15 protein-coding genes and 3 pseudogenes are annotated in these 16,773 nt (G+C 53.9%); 7 read left to right on the forward strand and 11 right to left on the reverse strand.

Annotation, left to right across the window (positions count from 1 at the left end):
- Window positions 1-28: 28 nt before the first annotated feature.
- The 3 genes from K5I40_RS17775 to nfsA form a co-directional block, all read right to left on the reverse strand.
- Window positions 29-238, reverse strand: a complete 210-nt coding sequence (locus K5I40_RS17775) for a hypothetical protein (protein WP_223075045.1) — start codon at window positions 236-238, stop codon at window positions 29-31.
- Between the two features lie 629 nt (window positions 239-867).
- On the reverse strand, window positions 868-1,506 hold the full coding sequence (locus K5I40_RS17780) for a hypothetical protein (RefSeq protein ID WP_223075044.1): 639 nt from the start codon (window positions 1,504-1,506) through the stop codon (window positions 868-870).
- Between the two features lie 207 nt (window positions 1,507-1,713).
- Window positions 1,714-2,436 carry an oxygen-insensitive NADPH nitroreductase gene (gene nfsA, locus K5I40_RS17785; protein ID WP_223075043.1) on the reverse strand — a complete coding sequence of 241 codons (723 nt, stop codon included), beginning with the start codon at window positions 2,434-2,436 and terminating at the stop codon, window positions 1,714-1,716.
- Window positions 2,437-2,617: 181 nt separating this feature from the next.
- Here nfsA and K5I40_RS17790 point away from each other — a divergent pair, with 181 nt between their 5' ends.
- Window positions 2,618-2,887 (forward strand): GrxA family glutaredoxin, encoded by a 270-nt coding sequence (locus tag K5I40_RS17790; RefSeq protein ID WP_039029552.1) that lies wholly within the window; start codon window positions 2,618-2,620, stop codon window positions 2,885-2,887.
- 13 nt (window positions 2,888-2,900) lie between these two features.
- On the opposite strand, the gene K5I40_RS17795 is transcribed toward K5I40_RS17790, so the two are convergent.
- A complete protein-coding gene (locus K5I40_RS17795) occupies window positions 2,901-3,290 on the reverse strand; it encodes an inner membrane protein YbjM (protein ID WP_223075042.1) in 390 nt (129 codons plus the stop codon).
- A 272-nt stretch (window positions 3,291-3,562) separates the two neighbouring features.
- On the opposite strand from K5I40_RS17795, the pseudogene K5I40_RS17800 reads away from it, so the two are divergent.
- The 6 genes and pseudogenes from K5I40_RS17800 (at window position 3,563) to K5I40_RS17825 (ending at window position 9,806) form a co-directional block, all read left to right on the forward strand.
- Window positions 3,563-5,247 (forward strand): annotated as a pseudogene (locus K5I40_RS17800) (aspartate:alanine antiporter).
- Between the two features lie 319 nt (window positions 5,248-5,566).
- Window positions 5,567-6,193 (forward strand): GIY-YIG nuclease family protein, encoded by a 627-nt coding sequence (locus tag K5I40_RS17805; RefSeq protein WP_251929798.1) that lies wholly within the window; start codon window positions 5,567-5,569, stop codon window positions 6,191-6,193.
- Window positions 6,194-6,371: 178 nt separating this feature from the next.
- Entirely contained in the window at window positions 6,372-8,009 is a 1,638-nt protein-coding gene (locus K5I40_RS17810; protein WP_375540645.1) for a DUF4041 domain-containing protein, read from the forward strand.
- A 111-nt stretch (window positions 8,010-8,120) separates the two neighbouring features.
- Window positions 8,121-8,286, forward strand: a pseudogene (locus tag K5I40_RS17815) (site-specific integrase); the annotation flags it as partial.
- 134 nt (window positions 8,287-8,420) lie between these two features.
- Entirely contained in the window at window positions 8,421-9,002 is a 582-nt protein-coding gene (locus K5I40_RS17820) for a hypothetical protein (protein ID WP_223075039.1), read from the forward strand.
- A 267-nt stretch (window positions 9,003-9,269) separates the two neighbouring features.
- On the forward strand, window positions 9,270-9,806 hold the full coding sequence (locus K5I40_RS17825; RefSeq protein ID WP_039029591.1) for a sterol desaturase family protein: 537 nt from the start codon (window positions 9,270-9,272) through the stop codon (window positions 9,804-9,806).
- Here the strand turns inward: K5I40_RS17825 and crtB are convergent.
- The 7 genes and pseudogenes from crtB to K5I40_RS17860 form a co-directional block, all read right to left on the reverse strand.
- On the reverse strand, window positions 9,745-10,671 hold the full coding sequence (crtB, locus tag K5I40_RS17830) for a 15-cis-phytoene synthase CrtB (RefSeq protein ID WP_223075038.1): 927 nt from the start codon (window positions 10,669-10,671) through the stop codon (window positions 9,745-9,747). The genes K5I40_RS17825 and crtB overlap by 62 nt on opposite strands.
- A pseudogene (locus K5I40_RS17835) lies at window positions 10,668-12,145 on the reverse strand (phytoene desaturase). Before K5I40_RS17835 ends, crtB begins: the two are co-directional and overlap by 4 nt.
- On the reverse strand, window positions 12,138-13,313 hold the full coding sequence (gene crtY, locus K5I40_RS17840; RefSeq protein ID WP_223075036.1) for a lycopene beta-cyclase CrtY: 1,176 nt from the start codon (window positions 13,311-13,313) through the stop codon (window positions 12,138-12,140). Before crtY ends, K5I40_RS17835 begins: the two are co-directional and overlap by 8 nt.
- Window positions 13,313-14,341: a type 2 isopentenyl-diphosphate Delta-isomerase gene (fni, locus tag K5I40_RS17845; protein WP_223075035.1), complete on the reverse strand. Its 1,029-nt coding sequence runs from the start codon at window positions 14,339-14,341 to the stop codon at window positions 13,313-13,315. Before fni ends, crtY begins: the two co-directional genes overlap by 1 nt.
- Window positions 14,338-15,258 carry a polyprenyl synthetase family protein gene (locus tag K5I40_RS17850; RefSeq protein WP_223075034.1) on the reverse strand — a complete coding sequence of 307 codons (921 nt, stop codon included), beginning with the start codon at window positions 15,256-15,258 and terminating at the stop codon, window positions 14,338-14,340. Before K5I40_RS17850 ends, fni begins: the two co-directional genes overlap by 4 nt.
- 211 nt (window positions 15,259-15,469) lie before the next feature.
- Window positions 15,470-16,042 carry a DUF2239 family protein gene (locus tag K5I40_RS17855; protein WP_223075033.1) on the reverse strand — a complete coding sequence of 191 codons (573 nt, stop codon included), beginning with the start codon at window positions 16,040-16,042 and terminating at the stop codon, window positions 15,470-15,472.
- Between the two features lie 145 nt (window positions 16,043-16,187).
- A complete protein-coding gene (locus K5I40_RS17860) occupies window positions 16,188-16,736 on the reverse strand; it encodes a TetR/AcrR family transcriptional regulator (RefSeq protein WP_223075032.1) in 549 nt (182 codons plus the stop codon).
- Between the last annotated feature and the right edge of the window lie 37 nt (window positions 16,737-16,773).

The following is a 16,773-nucleotide window of genomic DNA, read 5'->3' on the forward strand; positions in this document are numbered from 1 at the left end:
TTTGTTTGTTCGGCTGGGAAGAGTTCAATCACTCACAATCCGGTTTTGGATTGTTTGCACGCCACCTTTTCCAGAATCCATATTCTTGCTTAATGTTTGAAGCAGATGTAACAACACTATGTTTGGTCGTTGGTGGATTCGCAATGATGCTTTCGAGCGACTCCCCAGAATCAAGCCGTGAATAGATTTTGTAATCAGCAGCGTTAGTGTTAGTTGGTTCTGCCTTACCATGACTCATAGATACTCCTTATCTGAAGGTTTGGGTTTGCTGTTACTTCTGGTTGCGGGAACGATATTAACTTTAACTGGATTAAAAATCACTTTTTAAAAAAACTATTCACTTAGAATTAATATCCATTCAGTTATAAAAATCCACTTGTTACTTTAGATACCCTGAGAGGCCCGGTATCACTGGTTTCGCCACCTATAAATAAACATAACTAGTCGTTACTAATTATTCATCGAATAACAAATAAAAAGAAATGATCACGGTGCGCAGGACCGACCGCGAAGCGGCAACGTAATACTTCGTAATCTATGAAGTGATCTAATTACCATTACTTCGAAGTGATCATGTTTACGTAACGATAGTGTTTAAGGTTAGCATCTGCGCTACGCTTGATGCCTCGCTTCGCTCGTGATCTCGAAGTGATTTATTCTTTGAATGGATCTTAGTAAACCCTTCAAATGATGTGTGTGGTTAAACCTTTCTTAATCTAGTTTCAAGAGTAAAAGTTAAAAATATACTTCGTAGATAAATTTGATTTTGTATTTTGTTTTCATATACCAGCCTTACTCGTCTGATGTAGCCAATATGGACATTCAACTAAGGGTCATTGACCCTTAGTAAAAAACTGCTTTTAAACATCAGAAAGGCAAGCGCATTTTAATTTGCGCTTTTCTTTCCATCCTTCGCAATGCCCCTCTCGATTTGATACGCCAGATATGGGCTTTACTTCTAAGTAAACTATCTTTAGAACTCCACCCGTGATCAACGTCGATCTTCAGTTTTGCACGGATATCTGCTGACAATTGCACAACCGTTAAGCCAACATCAGCGTATAGTTCGCGTCTAAGTAAGATGTACTTATCCATGATTTCCGCGCCGAAGTTTGGATTACTGGTCATTTCACGAAGTCGCTGTTTAACTTTCAACAATTCCACATCAATCGATTGCAGCCTGTAAATCAATGAGGGTTCCAAGTATTTGTATTCACCTTTCACAGTGCTCATATCGAACACAGGGGGGTCAACTTGGATTTCGAGATATTCGGGTGAATCTGGTTCAGGGCCGCTTTCATCAAATCCCCTATCCCATGAAACCTCCTCACAATCCCCCGCAAACTTATCCAATAAGAATACAAGCTGAACACTGATGTACGCGCGTTCGGCATTGCGTTTTCTTCGGTCAAAGCACACTTCTTTGATCAAATTGAAAACTAGTGGAATACCGATAGCAGCAGAAGCACCTAAAAGAGCAGCAGCTTCTGAACTAAGACCTAGCATAGTTTTTCACCCGAAATGAATGTTTAACCGATTGTAACCTTGACTAGGTCATCATTGATACAAGCCACATGAATGTATTGGGGAAGTATGAAGCGGTAATAAAGGAGGCTTGATCGCAGTCAAAAAGTGATTCGTCTTCATGAGAAAAAGTTCACTTAGGGGCATCAGGACATCTAAGGCGGCGAGATCATCACCGCCCTAGAGCATTTACCGGGTAGCCCATCCTTGTTTATGCAGGTAGTCGAGGATGAACGGGCGGTTCTCTTTGATGATGGTGCGACGGATATGGTCGCTCCAGGTGTCGCGACGGTTGTTGGTGGCGCGGCTGAGGTAGTAATTCGCCAGCTCTTCGTCGTACTCCGCCAGCACCTCCGGGTCCACCGGCTGGTAGTGGTTTTTATGCACCACCATCGCCGCAGGCAGGCGCGGCTTGACGTCCGGGTTATCCGCGGGCCAGCCCAGGCACAGGCCAAACAGCGGCAGAACGTGCTTCGGCAGTTGCAGCAGTTCGGTCACCGCCTCAATGCTGTTACGGATGCCGCCTATGTAAACCCCTCCCAGCCCCAGCGACTCTGCCGCCGTCATGGCGTTTTGCGCCAACATGGCGGTATCCACCACCCCCAGCAGCAGTTGCTCAGCAAGGCCGAGCTGCGCCTCAGGGCAAATTTGCAGATGGCGGTTAAAGTCGGCGCAGAACACCCAGAACTCCGCCGCCTGAGCCACGTGCTTCTGCCCGCCGGTGAGGGTCACCAGCTGTTCGCGCATCGCCGGGTCGGTAATGCGGATGATGGAGCTGCACTGCAGGAAGCTGGAGCTGGAGGTTCCCTGCGCACCGGCAATAATCGCCTCGCGCTGGGCATCGCTGATGGGTTGGTCGGTAAAGTGGCGAATAGAACGGTGGGAACGAAGAAGATCAATTACTGGCGTCATGCGGTCTCTCTGTACAGGCGTTACTGACAATATCGCCAGTATAGGCAAAGAACCGAAGGCTGTAATTGGCCAAACATAGCCTGAAGATATCAATCTGAGAGGCAGAACCTGCTTTTCATTACCGATAGTTATCGGCAATATAGCGTCATTCGCCGTCTGGCTTAGTTTCAGGAGAGAGAACATGTTTGCAGTAATTTTTGGACGTCCGGGTTGCCCATACTGCGTGCGCGCAAAAGATCTGGCAGAAAAGCTGACCGCCGAGCGTGATGACTTTAACTACCGCTACGTGGACATTCATGCGGAAGGCATCACCAAAGCCGATCTGGAAAAAACCGTCGGTAAGCCGGTTGAAACCGTACCGCAGATCTTCCTCGATCAGAACCACATCGGCGGCTTTACCGATTTTGAAGCCTACGCCAAAGAGCACCTGGGGCTGTTCGCTGCCCAGTAAGCCTTTCGCGCCCTCACTCTGAGGGCGCTTTTAGTCTCAGGCGGCGGTTCTCCAGCGCCCGACGCACAAACATAAAGAACAACGCCCCCAACGCACACCAGAAAATTCCACTCAGCAACCAGGCCATCTCCTGCACTATCGTGCGCGACGGGATAAACAGCAGGCGCATCACCACCAGACAGATTGGCGCGGCGAGCATCGCCCCCACCAGCGGCCGGATGACCTCCCCTCCACGGGAAAGAAAGCTGGCGGCAGCGCCCGGCAGGGTAAAGAACAATAATCCCAGCTCAGGACGCCCGGCGGCAATAAATGCCCCTCTGACGTTAAACCTCAGGCAGACGCATACCCCGGTAAAAAGCAAAAAACAGCAGGCCACCCCAAACCAATTACGTTTAATATTCAAATCGTCCCCCTACTTCGCGGGCAAATTCATTTATCGTCCGATGGACACACAGTCAGATGAGTTATATGGCATTCCCTGCCCGAACGGCGCGTCGAAACGCAATCGCTGTCAGATGTTGCTGTCTGTTATAAATAAAGTAATAGTTTGGTATTATTTTGCGATATATATTATAGTGTGCGGTCAGGAGCCAGGCGCTCCTCAACGCTGGGCAAACAGTAGCCTAAATCACCTGTCCCTTCAACCACTTACTGGTAAACAAGAAGTTATCCTTCGTGAACATAAACGTCGCAGAATTGTTAAACGGCAATTACATCCTGCTGTTATTTGTGGTGCTGGCACTGGGCCTCTGCCTGGGTAAATTACGCCTGGGGTCAATCCAACTGGGTAATTCTATTGGCGTTTTAGTCGTCTCATTATTATTAGGCCAGCAGCATTTCAGTATTAACACCGATGCGCTTAATTTAGGCTTTATGCTGTTTATTTTTTGCGTCGGTGTTGAAGCTGGCCCCAACTTTTTTCTATTTTCTTCCGCGACGGCAAAAATTACCTGATGCTGGCGCTGGTGATGGTCGGCAGCGCCCTGCTGATCGCCTTAGGCTTAGGCAAAGTGTTTGGCTGGGATATCGGCCTGACGGCGGGGATGCTGGCCGGTTCGATGACCTCCACGCCGGTGCTGGTTGGCGCAGGGGATACGCTGCGTCATCTCGGCCTGGATAACGCCCAGCTGTCGCTGGCGCTGGATCACCTCAGCCTCGGCTATGCCCTGACCTATCTGATCGGTCTGGTGAGCCTGATCGTCGGCGCACGCTATCTGCCTAAACTGCAGCATCAGGATCTGCAGACCAGCGCCCAGCAAATCGCCCGCGAGCGCGGTCTGGATACCGACAGCAAACGCAAAGTCTACCTGCCGGTGATCCGCGCCTACCGCGTCGGCCCGGAGCTGGTAGCCTGGGCCGACGGCAAAAACCTGCGCGAGCTGGGCATTTATCGCCAGACCGGCTGCTATATCGAACGCATCCGCCGCAACGGTATTCTGGCAAACCCGGACGGCGACGCGGTACTGCAGATGGGCGACGACATCGCCCTGGTCGGCTACCCGGATGCCCACGCCCGTCTCGACCCCAGCTTCCGTAACGGTAAAGAGGTTTTCGACCGCGACCTGCTCGACATGCGCATCGTCACCGAAGAGATCGTGGTTAAAAACCACAACGCCGTTGGCCGCCGCCTGGCACAGCTCAAACTGACCGACCACGGCTGCTTCCTCAACCGGGTGATCCGCAGCCAGATTGAGATGCCTATCGATGACAACATCGTCCTGAACAAAGGCGATGTGCTGCAGGTGAGCGGCGACACGCGCCGCGTTAAGACCGTTGCCGACCGCATCGGCTTTATCTCTATTCACAGCCAGGTGACCGATCTGCTCGCCTTCTGCGCCTTCTTTATCGTCGGCCTGATGATTGGGATGATCACCTTCCAGTTCAGCAACTTTAGCTTTGGTATCGGCAACGCTGCCGGTCTGCTGTTTGCCGGGATTATGCTCGGCTTCCTGCGTGCTAACCATCCGACCTTCGGCTACATTCCCCAGGGCGCGCTGAACATGGTGAAAGAGTTCGGCCTGATGGTGTTTATGGCGGGCGTCGGCCTAAGCGCGGGCAGCGGCATTGGCCACAGCCTGGGCGCGGTAGGCTGGCAGATGCTGGTGGCCGGGTTGATCGTCAGCCTGGTGCCGGTGGTTATCTGTTTCCTGTTCGGCGCCTATGTGCTGCGCATGAACCGCGCCATGCTGTTTGGCGCGATGATGGGGGCCCGTACCTGCGCCCCGGCAATGGAAATCATCAGCGATACCGCGCGGAGCAACATTCCCGCGCTGGGGTATGCTGGCACCTATGCTATCGCTAACGTGCTGTTAACCCTCGCGGGCACGCTAATCATCATCATCTGGCCGGGGCTGGGATAAAAAAATTTGCGCAATGGCGAAAAAATTTTCGCTATGCGCAGAACTTTTCCCCCAGACGTCAGTCATAACTATTGCCACTGCTTTTCTTTGATGTCCCCAATTTGTGGAGCCCATCAACCCCGCCGTTTTGGTTCAAGGTTGATGGGTTTTTTGTTGCCTGAAATCCGTCAACTTCAACCATTTTCAGTAGATACGGTCCTTCCGGGCATCCACTTCCTGCATCGTTACCTTTAAACTCAGCATTACCCATCACTAAATCAACTCATCCCATCGCGCGATCCCCTAAACTACCGGAAATCAATCTTCCCGGAGAATATCAGTGTTCAAGTTTTATCCTGAAAAAACATTCAGCAGGACAGAAGTCATGAGCCGACCGACGCCTGTTCCCGCGGTCAATGGAGTCTATTTCTGGTGGTTTAAAGAAATACCTCCAGGTGTTCCTACGGAAGGTTGTCTGACGCAGGATGGTTACACGCTGCTCTATGTTGGTATTTCACCGGATAAGAAAGGAAAACCCAACAGTCGTGCCAACCTGAAAACACGCATCAAAACGCATTACAGCGGGAATGCAGAAGGCTCGACGCTCAGGCGCACGCTTGGCGTTCTACTTGCTACGGAAAGTAATTATCCGCTCCGCCGGGTGGGCTCTGGAACCAGAACAACATTTACCCATTCAGGTGAGCAATGGCTGGATCGATGGATGGAGAAGAATGCAAAAGTATATTGGGTGGCAGATGAAGAGCCCTGGATACTGGAAGAAACGCTGATTAGCAGCATCTCACTGCCCTTAAACATTCAAGGAAATAATCATCCCTTTAAGCCAATCCTTTCGGCTATGCGTAGCAAGGCCATGATGGAAGCAAAAATGATGGAGATCGCGGACGAAAGAGGCTTTAGCAGGAGCAAAGTTGCAGAAGTTGTTGAGCAAGCGATGCAAGTGGAATGAGATGAGCATAACTCATAGACAGAGTCAGCCTAATCGTTTAGAAATCAACTAAGTATTGATGGGATTGCTTGCTTAATTAAAACAGCATCTTCAAATCACTAATGTAAAGGATTATGTAATGGATTCACTTTTTACAGCCCTATTATTGGCAGTTCTAATTTCTTTTGTTTTGCTGATCATGCATATCAAACAGAAAAAAAAGTACAAAACTGATGTGGATGCTCTTACTCATACCAATGCATCCTTATCAAATCAGTTGAGCCAAAATCAAGAGAAGCTCAGCCAGACTGAAGAGAATTTAGCGCAAGCTTTAAAAGAACACTCCGAACTGGAAGGCAAGGCGTCATCCTTATGGAAGTATCAAGAATTGCATGATGCAGTACTGGTTGCTGATAATAAGATAAAAATCGCTGATTCTTTAGCGAAAGAAAAAATTGAGCAAGCCCAAGTTAAGTCTGCAAGAACCATCAACGAAGCGCATAGCCAAGCTCAATTTATTATTAGCAATGCAAACAGGGAAGCAACTGCACTCACTAAGGATGCTCGCGACACTCGTTTGAAAGCCAGAGAGCAGCTAGACAAAGCCAGTAACAGAGCCGATGAATTGATCTCCAATGCGAACGATAATGCAATAAAAATAATTGCAAATGCAGAAGCCCGTGCGAAAGAAATTGCTGGTTCTGCATATGAAGCAAAAGAGTTTGCTAAGACTTATGAAGCAGTAGCTAAGTCTATGAAAAATAAAATAGAGGGATACGGTGATGAATGGATAGTTCCTAACCGTAGCGTTTTGGACGAACTGGCAGAAAACTATGAATTTACGGATGCTGGGAAAGAGCTGCAAAAAGCGAGGGAGTTAACTAAGTCTCTTATCAAAACGAGCAAAGCGGCGAGCTGTGAGTATGTCGAACAGAACAGACGAAACACCGCAATTAAATTTGTACTAGATGCTTTTAATGGAAAGGTCGACAGCACCCTTTCAAAAATTAAACATAATAACTACGGTAAATTATCCCAAGAAATAAAAGATGCATTTGAGCTGGTGAATTTTAACGGTTCAGCCTTTAGGTCTGCCAGGATCACCGATATATACTTACAGGCCCGACTCAACGAGCTTAAATGGGGGGTTGGTGTAAATGAAATTATGCTCGAAGAAAGAGAAGAGCAAAGACGAATCAAAGAGCAATTGCGTGAAGAAGAAAAAGCTCGTCGTGAGTATGAGAAAGCGATAAAGGAAGCTGAAAAAGAAGAAAAGGCAATTCAACAAGCCATTGATAAAGCAACAAAAGAACTGATGCTCGCAGGCGAAGAACAACGTATAGCCCTCGAACAGAAACTGGCTGAACTACAAATTAAATACGAAGAAGCTGAAGCCAAAAACCAACGAGCCATTTCGATGGCGCAGCAAACACGCTCAGGTCACGTCTATGTGATAAGTAATATCGGTTCATTTGGTGAAAATGTTTATAAGATTGGGATGACGCGAAGACTCGAACCACTTGATCGCGTTCGTGAACTTGGGGATGCTAGTGTCCCATTCTCGTTCGATGTCCATGCAATGATCTACAGTGATGATGCCCCTACACTTGAAAACCATCTTCACAAAGTGTTTAACGATAAGCAGGTAAACAAAGTTAACTCTCGCAAAGAGTTCTTTAACGTAGGCATTAAAGAGATCAAATCCACGATTCAAGAAATGAGTATTGATGCACATTGGACGATGTTTGCAGAAGCTAAAGAGTACAGAGAATCGTTAGCCATTGAGAATGAACGTAATATGGCCATAAAAGAAAATGAGGAGTTAGTGGTCGCTTAGTTATGTACGAATCGTCGTAAGCTTACATTGATAACTGGGCGACACACAGTTAAATATAGCCCTCAGAGATGAGGGCTTTTTTATGGCAGTAAGAAAACTCACCAAAGGAAGATGGTGAAAACTTTCATCGTTCTTCCGCACGCGCAACTCACCTACGTTCTGCGCCAAACATTTGCAGCACACTTCATGATGTCGGGCCCATCATTCTTGCTTTGCAGAACATCTTGGGGCATCAGGAGATAAAATGACTATGCGCTATGCGTACCTGGCCCCCTGAAAATGCCCTGCGTTTATTTCGTAAGCGACATTACCGTTCCACATTCAACCAATATGTTGTTCATGACAACTTAAATCTCGCATGTATAATTCCGCATAACACTCTTTAAATCTCTCATTTAGGCAAGAATGCTGATGTCTCAGATCGTTCTTTTTCTCGTTGCTGTTGTCTTGGTTATCGTTATTTGGCGTCTAATCGGGCAACACAAAAAAACAGTGTTACGTATCTCATTAATTTTACTTTCCGTTGTAGTTCTGCTCGTAGGCTCGGTTGCAGGCTGGCTTCAATATAGCGCCTGGAAAGATAACCAGCAGTACCAGAAAGATGTCGTGAGCTATTTCATTTCCTATGATGAATGGGCTAGAAAATCCAAGAAAGATAATGGAGACAAGTACTACACGCTGGATGTGATGGAAAGATATGCAGAAGACCTTGCTAACGCACGTGGACACTCGTATTGGTATACACAAAGACCCCTTACTACTGGCGCTGATGGCTTACCTGTGTTTCACGATACGTTAATAATGACTTTAGCTGAACCTCTGGATGGTGTGGCTGAAATTAAGGTTAGTTATAACCGAGGTTTAAGCGGAGGTGTCGTCAAAGACGCAATTGAGGGAGGTTATCGTGGGGGTACTCTGGTAGCCCTACTTACTCTGGATATGACCAAACGATGGAACCCTAACAAAAAAGCTTGGGTACCGATCAAAGATTGAGACGCAATTTATTAAGGCTACATATTCAGAGTGGCGGCAACGGTTGGCACTGCCTGTAATCGCCACTCCTTACCACCAATCTAACTTATTGATTATCTTACAAGTGATTGTTTTCACTAACCCGTTTACATAAATGGGTTTTTTGTTGCCTGAAATCCGCCCCCTCAACATTCACAACGTCGCTTCCCATCTGCCTTCCCACCCTTTCCCCAATTAGGTGTTACGCTTAACTGTCAGCTAAATTCATCCCGAGCCCAAGGAGCCCCAATGCTCGCGTTGTACAACACAGTGATTGTGCTTTTAACCGTTGCCGCCATGGAGTTAATCGCTGCCCTTGCCCACAAGTACATCATGCACGGCTGGGGATGGGGATGGCATGAATCGCATCACGAGCCGCGCACGGGCTGGTTTGAGGTGAACGACCTCTACGCCGTGGTGTTTGCCGTGCTGGCGATTGTGCTGATTGCGCTGGGGACCTGGGGCATATGGCCGCTGCAGTGGATTGGGGCCGGGATGACGGCATACGGCGCGCTCTACTTTATAGTGCATGACGGGCTGGTGCATCAGCGCTGGCCGTTTCGCTATATTCCGCGCAAGGGTTATCTCAAGCGTCTTTATCTGGCGCACCGTCTGCACCACGCGGTACGGGGCAAGGAGGAGTGCGTCTCCTTTGGATTTCTGTATGCGCCGCCGATAGACAAACTGCAGGCCACCTTACGCCAGCGCAAGGCGCGTCGCGCGACTAGCGAGGGCGCTGCCAGAGCCCGGACGGGCGCGGCGTCGGCGTCGCAAAACGAGAAGTAAGCGCCAGCCCGGCGCCTTTCAGCAGTAAGCCTGCTTTTTCAAGGTCGCTGGTGCCCTGCCTTGTATCCCAGGCGCGGGGCCCCGCCGCGCTCACCTTCACGCCAATTTCGCGGTACACCCCGTGCGCCGAGGCAATCGCCCATGCGGATCGCAGAGGCAGCCCGGCCAGCCCTTGCCGGGCAGAGGCATAATAAGGTTCGGCTTCCGCCACCAGCCTCTGGGCAAGAGCCGCCAGCGGTTCGCGGGTCTGCGATGCGGCAAGCGCCTGCGGGTCGATTTTCGCCTCTGCCAGCCATTGAGCGGGCAGATAGCAGCGGCCAACCCGGGCATCATCGACAATATCCCTTGCGATATTGGTCAACTGGAACGCCAGGCCTAAATCACAGGCGCGATCGAGCACCGCCTCGTCGCGCACGCCCATCACCCTCGCCATCATCAATCCGACCACGCCCGCCACGCGATAGCAGTACTGCAGGGTGTCGTCTAACGTCTCGTAATGAGTCTCGCGCACGTCCATAGCAAAGCCGTCGAGATGATCGTACGCCAGCTGGAGCGGGATGTTGTGGCCCAGCGCCACCTCCTGAAAAGCAGCAAAGGCGGGCTCGCTCATCTCCGCCCCCTCCCAGGCGCGTCGGGTCTGGTTTTTGAGCATCTCCATACGTTCTTCTGCCAGGGCGCTGTCGACAGGCGCGGCGCTAAACCCCAGCTCCTGCCCATCGATCACGTCGTCGCAGTACCGGCACCAGGCGTAGAGCATCAGCACGCTGCGTCGGGTGGCGGGATCAAAAAGCTTCGCCGCGGTGGCAAAACTTTTCGAGCCCACGGCGATGGTGTCGGTGGCGTGATCCATCAGGGTCGTGTTCATCGGGAGAGCGCCTCCAGCATCAGTCCTGCCGTCGCTTTTGCCGAGCCGATCACCCCGGGGATACCGGCTCCCGGATGCGTACCGGCGCCGACCAGGTACAGATTGGGGATCCGGCTGTCGCGATTGTGCGGCCGGAACCAGGCGCTCTGGCGCAGGATCGGTTCGACCGAAAAGGCGGATCCCAGATGCGCACCCAGCTGGTCGCGAAAATCAAACGGGGTAAACATGCGGTGGGTCACCAGCTGGCTGCGCAGCCCCGGCATGTAGTGGGCTTCGAGATAGGCAAAAATCCTGTCGCGCAGGCGCGGCCCCTCGACGGCCCAGTCGAGAGCCGCCGTGCCTAAATGGGGCACCGGGGCTAACACGTAATAGCTGCCGCAGCCCGGCGGTGCCAGGGAGGGATCGGTGACGCAGGGGGCGTGAAGGTAGAGGGAAAAATCCTCCGCCAGGGCGTTTTTATTGAAAATTTCGTCGATCAGCGCTTTGTAGCGCGGCCCGAAACAGACCGTATGATGGGCCAGATCGTGCTGCTTGTTCAGGCCAAAATAGAGCACAAACAGCGAATTACTCATGCGTTTGCGCTTAAGGGACGCCGCACGCGCCGCCCCCGTCGGATGATGCCCCAGCAGCTTTTCATAGGTATGCACCACGTCGGCATTGGAGGCCACCGCCGCGGTCGGGATCGTCCGGCCATCTTTCAGCGTGACGGCGCTAATGCGATCCCCCTCGGCCTCCAGCCGGGTCACCTCTGCATTCAGCTGCAGTTCGCCGCCCAGGTCCTGATAGAGCTTCACCAGCCCCTGCACCAGCGCCCCGGTCCCGCCGCGGGCAAACCAGACGCCCCACTCACGCTCAAGGGCGTGGATCAGGGTATAGATCGACGAGGTGGCAAACGGATTGCCCCCCACCAGCAGGGAGTGAAAGGAGAACGCCTGGCGCAGCTGTTCGTTCTCGATAAAACGCGAGACCATGCTGTAGACGCTGCGCCAGGCCTGCAGACGGGTAAGCTGCGGCCCGGCGCGGAGCATGTCGCGAAATGAGAGGAACGGCACCGTGCCGAGTTTGAGATACCCCTCGTTAAACACCTCCCGGGAGTAGGCGTGAAACTTGCGATAGCCCTCCACGTCGCGCGGATTGAAACGGCGGATTTGCTCTTCCAGCCGGGTCTGCACGTTGTCGTAATCAAACACTTCGCCCGTCTCCCAGCACAGGCGATAAAAAGGCGTTACCGGCAGCAGCTCGACATAATCCGCCATGCGTTTGCCGGCCAGGGTGAATAACTCTTCGATGGCGCTGGGATCGGTTATCACCGTCGGCCCGGCGTCAAAGGTGAAGCCGTTATCCTGATAAACGTAGGCGCGCCGCCGGGCTTATCCCGCTGCTCCAGCAGAAGCGTGTCGATGCCCTGCGCCTGCAGCCGAATGGCCAGCGCTAATCCGCCAAAACCGGCGCCAATAATCACTGTTTTATTCATGGTGAAACGCTCGCATCCGGGGAGTGAGTTTCAGTATGGCGAGCATCGCTTCGCCGACGGGAACCGGGGGCTTACCTGCCAGGATCCGCGCTTTATCGGCCAGGGTTATCTGCCCGGCGTAAAAGCGGGCGATCAGCCCTTCGTTAAGAGAGTAAAACCGCTGCATCACCTGCCAGCGTTTATCGGCATCCCCCGCCAGGAACAGCATGCGGTTAAGGGTGCGGAAAAAGCGCTGCTCGCGCCACTGGCGCAGGGCGTAGCGATGGATAACGGAAAAAAGTGTCGCCGCGTCGATCTCCGCGCTTGCGGCAATGGCCTCGGCCAGCGCCACCGCGTGGGGCAGCGAATAGCCGGTGGTGGCATGAAACAGCCCGGCGCGCAGGCCGCTGCACGGCTGTTTATCCTTCGCCTGCCAGCTGGCCTGGAAATCCCCCGCCAGCATAATCGGCAGATGGCCCTGCTCTTCACGGTTGAGGCGCTCCAGCGCCCAGCCCTGCTGACGGGCATAGTCAGCGATGTTTTGCCGGGAGACGTCCAGATCCAGGCGAGCGGCGTCAACGTAGTGGGTGTCTTCGATTAAGAGCTCAGTGGCGGAAAGCGGCAGCGTGTAGACAAAGCGATACCCGCCCTGCTGGTTGACCGTGGCGTCCATCAGGATCGGTCGCGTCAGGCCGTGAGGCTGGCTCAGACGCCACTCTTGCCCGAGAAAGGACTGGCTGCCGGTGTGGAGATGCCTGTCCGGCCTGTAGCCCCGGCCATCGATGACCGCCCGGGCCTGCAGCGTTGTGCCGTCGGCAAGCGTCACCGACGTCGGGGTGAGCGCGGTGATAACGGCGTGGGTATGCAGAGTGTCGCCACAGGTCCCGGTCAGCACATCGGCAAAACGTGTGGAGGTGATGCTGAGATACTCCCCGGCAAGGGTGCGGCTGAGTCCGGGAAAGCGGACGTCGTAGCCCTGCCAGCGATGGGCCACCAGCGGGGCCAGCCACTGATGCTGTTCCGGGGTGAGGTCGGCCTCATGAAAGGACCAGGTGTGATTCCCCCCAGGCTGGCTGTCGGCCTCGAGGAGCAGCACGCGCAGTTCGGGGCGCTGCTGTCGCAAGCGTAAGGCAATCAGCCCGTTTGCCAGCCCGCCCCCTGCCAGGATGAGGTCCCACGCTGGCGCCATCAGGTCTGGGCCACCAGCGTGGCATGGCGCAGTTGCGCCAGGTTTGCGCTCCCGGTGCAGAAACAGGCGACGCGCAGCTGGTCGATGATCACCTGAAAATGGTCGATAACCGCCTCGCTGGAGGTCAACGCGCTGTGCAGCACTCCGGCGGCCTGGCCCACTACGCTTGCGCCTAAGCGGATCGCTTTTGCCACCTCGATGCCGTTGGCGATCCCGCCCGAGGCCACCAGCGGCATGTCGGGCAGCGCCTGATGCAGATCCTGCAGCGCCGTCGCGGTGGGAATGCCCCAGTCGGCAAAGGCCATCGCCACTTCCCGGGCATGCGCAGTGACGGCGCGTTCGCCCTCCACCGCCGCCCAGCTGGTGCCCCCGGCACCGGCAACGTCGAGCATCGCCACGCCCGCTGCAGCCAGTTGGCGGGCCACCGGCACCGAAATCCCGTTGCCCACCTCTTTGACTACCACCGGGACATGCAGCGCCTCCACGGTGCGATGGATAGCGTCGATAACCCCGTACCAGTTGCGATCCCCGCCGTGCTGCAGCGCCTCCTGCAGCGGGTTGAGGTGGATAATCAGCGCATCCGCCGCGAGGGTCTCGACGGCGCGCTGAGCATAGTCGAGCCCCTGTCGCCCGGCGATTTGCGCCGCGCCGAGGTTCGCCATCAGCACAATGTCCGGGGCAAAGGCGCGCAGCTCGCGCGTCAGGCCGTGCCTGGCCTCGCTCTCAAGCGCCACGCGCTGGGAGCCTACCCCCATCGCCAGGCCCAGCGCCTGCGCGGCGGTGGCCAGATGTTGGTTGATCTGGCTCGCCCGGCGGGTGCCGCCGGTCATGGAGCTTATCAACAGCGGCGCGTTGAGGGTCCGGCCAAACAGTGAAGTCGAGAGGTCAATCTCATCAAGATGCAGTTCGGGCAGGGCGCAGTGCCCGAAACGCCATTTTTCGAAGCCGCTGGTACACTTTTTTGTGCCGGGCGTGCCGTTCAGTACGATATCGAGATGATCGCTTTTACGTTGCGACAGGCTGCTCATTGACACTCCGACAGGGATAACGACAGGCTCTGGCTGATCAGCGTCAGCTGTTTTTCAAACCAGGCGTGAACATAGTGCCGGGTGGTATCTCCCGGCTGACAGGCGGTCGCGAGATGCTGATCGGCGCTGCGCACGTGCTCGCGCAGGCGCAGGAACACGCTTTCAGCGCCGAGCACGGCGACCAGCGTCGATTTATCTTTATCCTGATGGGGATCTTTGCCGTTGGCGTTTGAGCCATCCGTCAGGTCATCAATCAGCTGGAAGGCCTGGCCGAGGTCGCGGGCGAAAAAGCGCAGACGCTCACTCACCTGAGGCGGCGCGTCGGCCGCAATGGCTGCCAGCTGCAGGGTGGCGTTGAACAGGCTGCTGGTTTTGAGCTCGTTGGTCAGCAGGATCTCATCGGCATTTCGGCTCTGACGGCTCTCGCTCAGATCGCGAAACTGCCCCTGCACCAGCCCCATATGTCCAACCGACGACGAAAGCTCAGCCGTCGCGCGCGCTTTAACTTCATGGGTCAGCAAAGGCGCGCGGGAGATAACGCAAAAAGCGTGGCTGAGCAGCGCCACTGCCGCCAGGATCGCCACATGTTCGCCATACTGATAGTGAATCGTCGGCCGCCCGCGTCGGAGCGTGGCATTGTCCATGCAGGGCATGTCATCGAGGATCAGGGAGGCGACGTGGACCATCTCAATGGCGCAGGCCAGATCGAGAAGGCCCGTTAAATCGATTTTATAGCCCATATCCCGCGCCGCCAGCAGCAGCAGCAGGGGGCGCATTCGCTTACCGGCGACCAGCGTGGCATCGCGCATGGCGGCATAGACCTGCCCTTCCTGCTCCCCCGCGGGCAGAAGGTGTTCGAGACGTTGCTCAAACGCAGACAACAGCATTTTTACATCATCTTCATGACTAAGGGTCATAGTGGCTTCCCCGGTGTTTGGTGGCGACGTCCGCAGAAGAGGTAAAAAACGCTTGCCGCAGGATGGTTTACAAAGCGTAGCGTATCCTTCTGCGTTTTGTTGCCCGGCGGGAGAAGAGAAACCAAAGATGAAATTTAATTGCATTAAAATCAAATGACTACAATTAACACTTCGCAGTAAATTGCACAAAAATTTACATTTGTAGAGATTTTCAGCTACCCGGACTCTCCTCGTCTTTCCCAAAGGCTAACCGCAGCGCGTACCGGCGGAGATCCTCAGGCCAGCCGGCAATACACGCCGTAAACGCCGCCTCATCGTCGGCAAACAGCGCGCGAATGCCCTCCTCATAGCCAGGAAGATCCCCCGCCATCTCGTACATAAAGTGATAGGCGCGATCGTGCCGCTGACGCTTGTTATCCACCGGTTTGGCGGTTTTCCTCGCCTGATCGATAAGCCTGCGCAGCGTGGCGGACGCCCCGCCGGGTTGCGTGGCCAGCCACTCCCAGTGACGGGGCAACAGGGTCACCTCTTTCGCCGACACGCCCAGTTTTGGCCGTCCGCGGGATTTAACAACGTTGCTTTCCGCCAGCTCCGGGTAAACCGCCAGGGCGCTGGGGATATCCCCATTAACGTGAATATCGAGGCGTTTTCCGCTGCGATCGTTAAAGATGAAAACGGTTTCACTGCCGATGTTAGCGGATTGTAGCTGCTGCAACAGTTCGCTCAGGCTGCCGTGCGCGATTTGCTGGTTCCGCCAGAAGGCGGTAAGGGTGATGGTGGACATGAGTTACCTTTTTATCCGGGTAAAAACAAAAAGGTATACTGGCAGGTAATTACCGTCAAATTATACCCGGGTAAAATACAGAAAGTGGCATTTTCCCGCCCTTTGCGTCCCGCATAATCGTGCATAAAATTTGAACAACTTGCGCTCAGCCGCCCTCCCCCGCAATCCGCCCCACCATCGCTCTCAACTGTTCCCTTGAAAGCGGCTGTCGGTCGGTAACAAAGTGCAGCGTCATCCCTTCGATAAAGGCATCCAGCGCGCGGGCGGTGACCGGATCAAACCACTGCTCCAGCACGGTCTGGCTGGTTTTCATCCAGTCCTGCATCACGGTTTTTAACGACGGGCTGCGGTTCATAAAGGCGTACAGCTGGTACATCAGCTCCATATTGTGCGGCGTGGTGACTTCAGAGCTGTAGATCAGCGTGGTGATGGAATCACAGGCCATTTCCGGGCCCGTTACACCGGCAAAAAACTCGCGGTACTGCACCGACATCTGCTGCGTAAACCAGGTGAAGGCCTCCTCGAGCAGCGCGTCCATACCGGCAAAATAGTAGGTCATCGACCCCAGCGGCACTCCGGCGCAGCTGGCGATTTTGCGATGGGTGACGGCGTTCAGGCCGTGTTCGGCAATGGTGTCCAGGGTGGCCTGCAGGATCCTTTCCCGCCGTTGCGGATCGTTAGGTCGTCTGTTCATATTTACCTCAGCGAATTTATGTACAAATGTACACAAC

This window comes from Leclercia sp. LTM14 (genome assembly GCF_023736175.1).
Classification (GTDB): domain Bacteria; phylum Pseudomonadota; class Gammaproteobacteria; order Enterobacterales; family Enterobacteriaceae; genus Enterobacter; species Enterobacter barmai.

Bases quoted from the DNA above. Each gene is read 5' to 3' on its own strand.
- K5I40_RS17775 (WP_223075045.1), bottom strand. From the start codon at position 238: ATGAGTCATGGTAAGGCAGAACCAACTAACACTAACGCTGCTGATTAC.
- fni (WP_223075035.1), bottom strand. From the start codon at position 14,341: ATGAGCAGCCTGTCGCAACGTAAAAGCGATCATCTCGATATCGTACTG.
- K5I40_RS17855 (WP_223075033.1), bottom strand. From the start codon at position 16,042: ATGTCCACCATCACCCTTACCGCCTTCTGGCGGAACCAGCAAATCGCG.
- K5I40_RS17780 (WP_223075044.1), bottom strand. From the start codon at position 1,506: ATGCTAGGTCTTAGTTCAGAAGCTGCTGCTCTTTTAGGTGCTTCTGCT.
- crtB (WP_223075038.1), bottom strand. From the start codon at position 10,671: ATGAACACGACCCTGATGGATCACGCCACCGACACCATCGCCGTGGGC.
- K5I40_RS17850 (WP_223075034.1), bottom strand. From the start codon at position 15,258: ATGACCCTTAGTCATGAAGATGATGTAAAAATGCTGTTGTCTGCGTTT.
- K5I40_RS17810 (WP_375540645.1), top strand. From the start codon at position 6,372: ATGCATATCAAACAGAAAAAAAAGTACAAAACTGATGTGGATGCTCTT.
- K5I40_RS17860 (WP_223075032.1), bottom strand. From the start codon at position 16,736: ATGAACAGACGACCTAACGATCCGCAACGGCGGGAAAGGATCCTGCAG.
- nfsA (WP_223075043.1), bottom strand. From the start codon at position 2,436: ATGACGCCAGTAATTGATCTTCTTCGTTCCCACCGTTCTATTCGCCAC.
- K5I40_RS17820 (WP_223075039.1), top strand. From the start codon at position 8,421: ATGTCTCAGATCGTTCTTTTTCTCGTTGCTGTTGTCTTGGTTATCGTT.
- crtY (WP_223075036.1), bottom strand. From the start codon at position 13,313: ATGGCGCCAGCGTGGGACCTCATCCTGGCAGGGGGCGGGCTGGCAAAC.
- K5I40_RS17790 (WP_039029552.1), top strand. From the start codon at position 2,618: ATGTTTGCAGTAATTTTTGGACGTCCGGGTTGCCCATACTGCGTGCGC.
- K5I40_RS17825 (WP_039029591.1), top strand. From the start codon at position 9,270: ATGCTCGCGTTGTACAACACAGTGATTGTGCTTTTAACCGTTGCCGCC.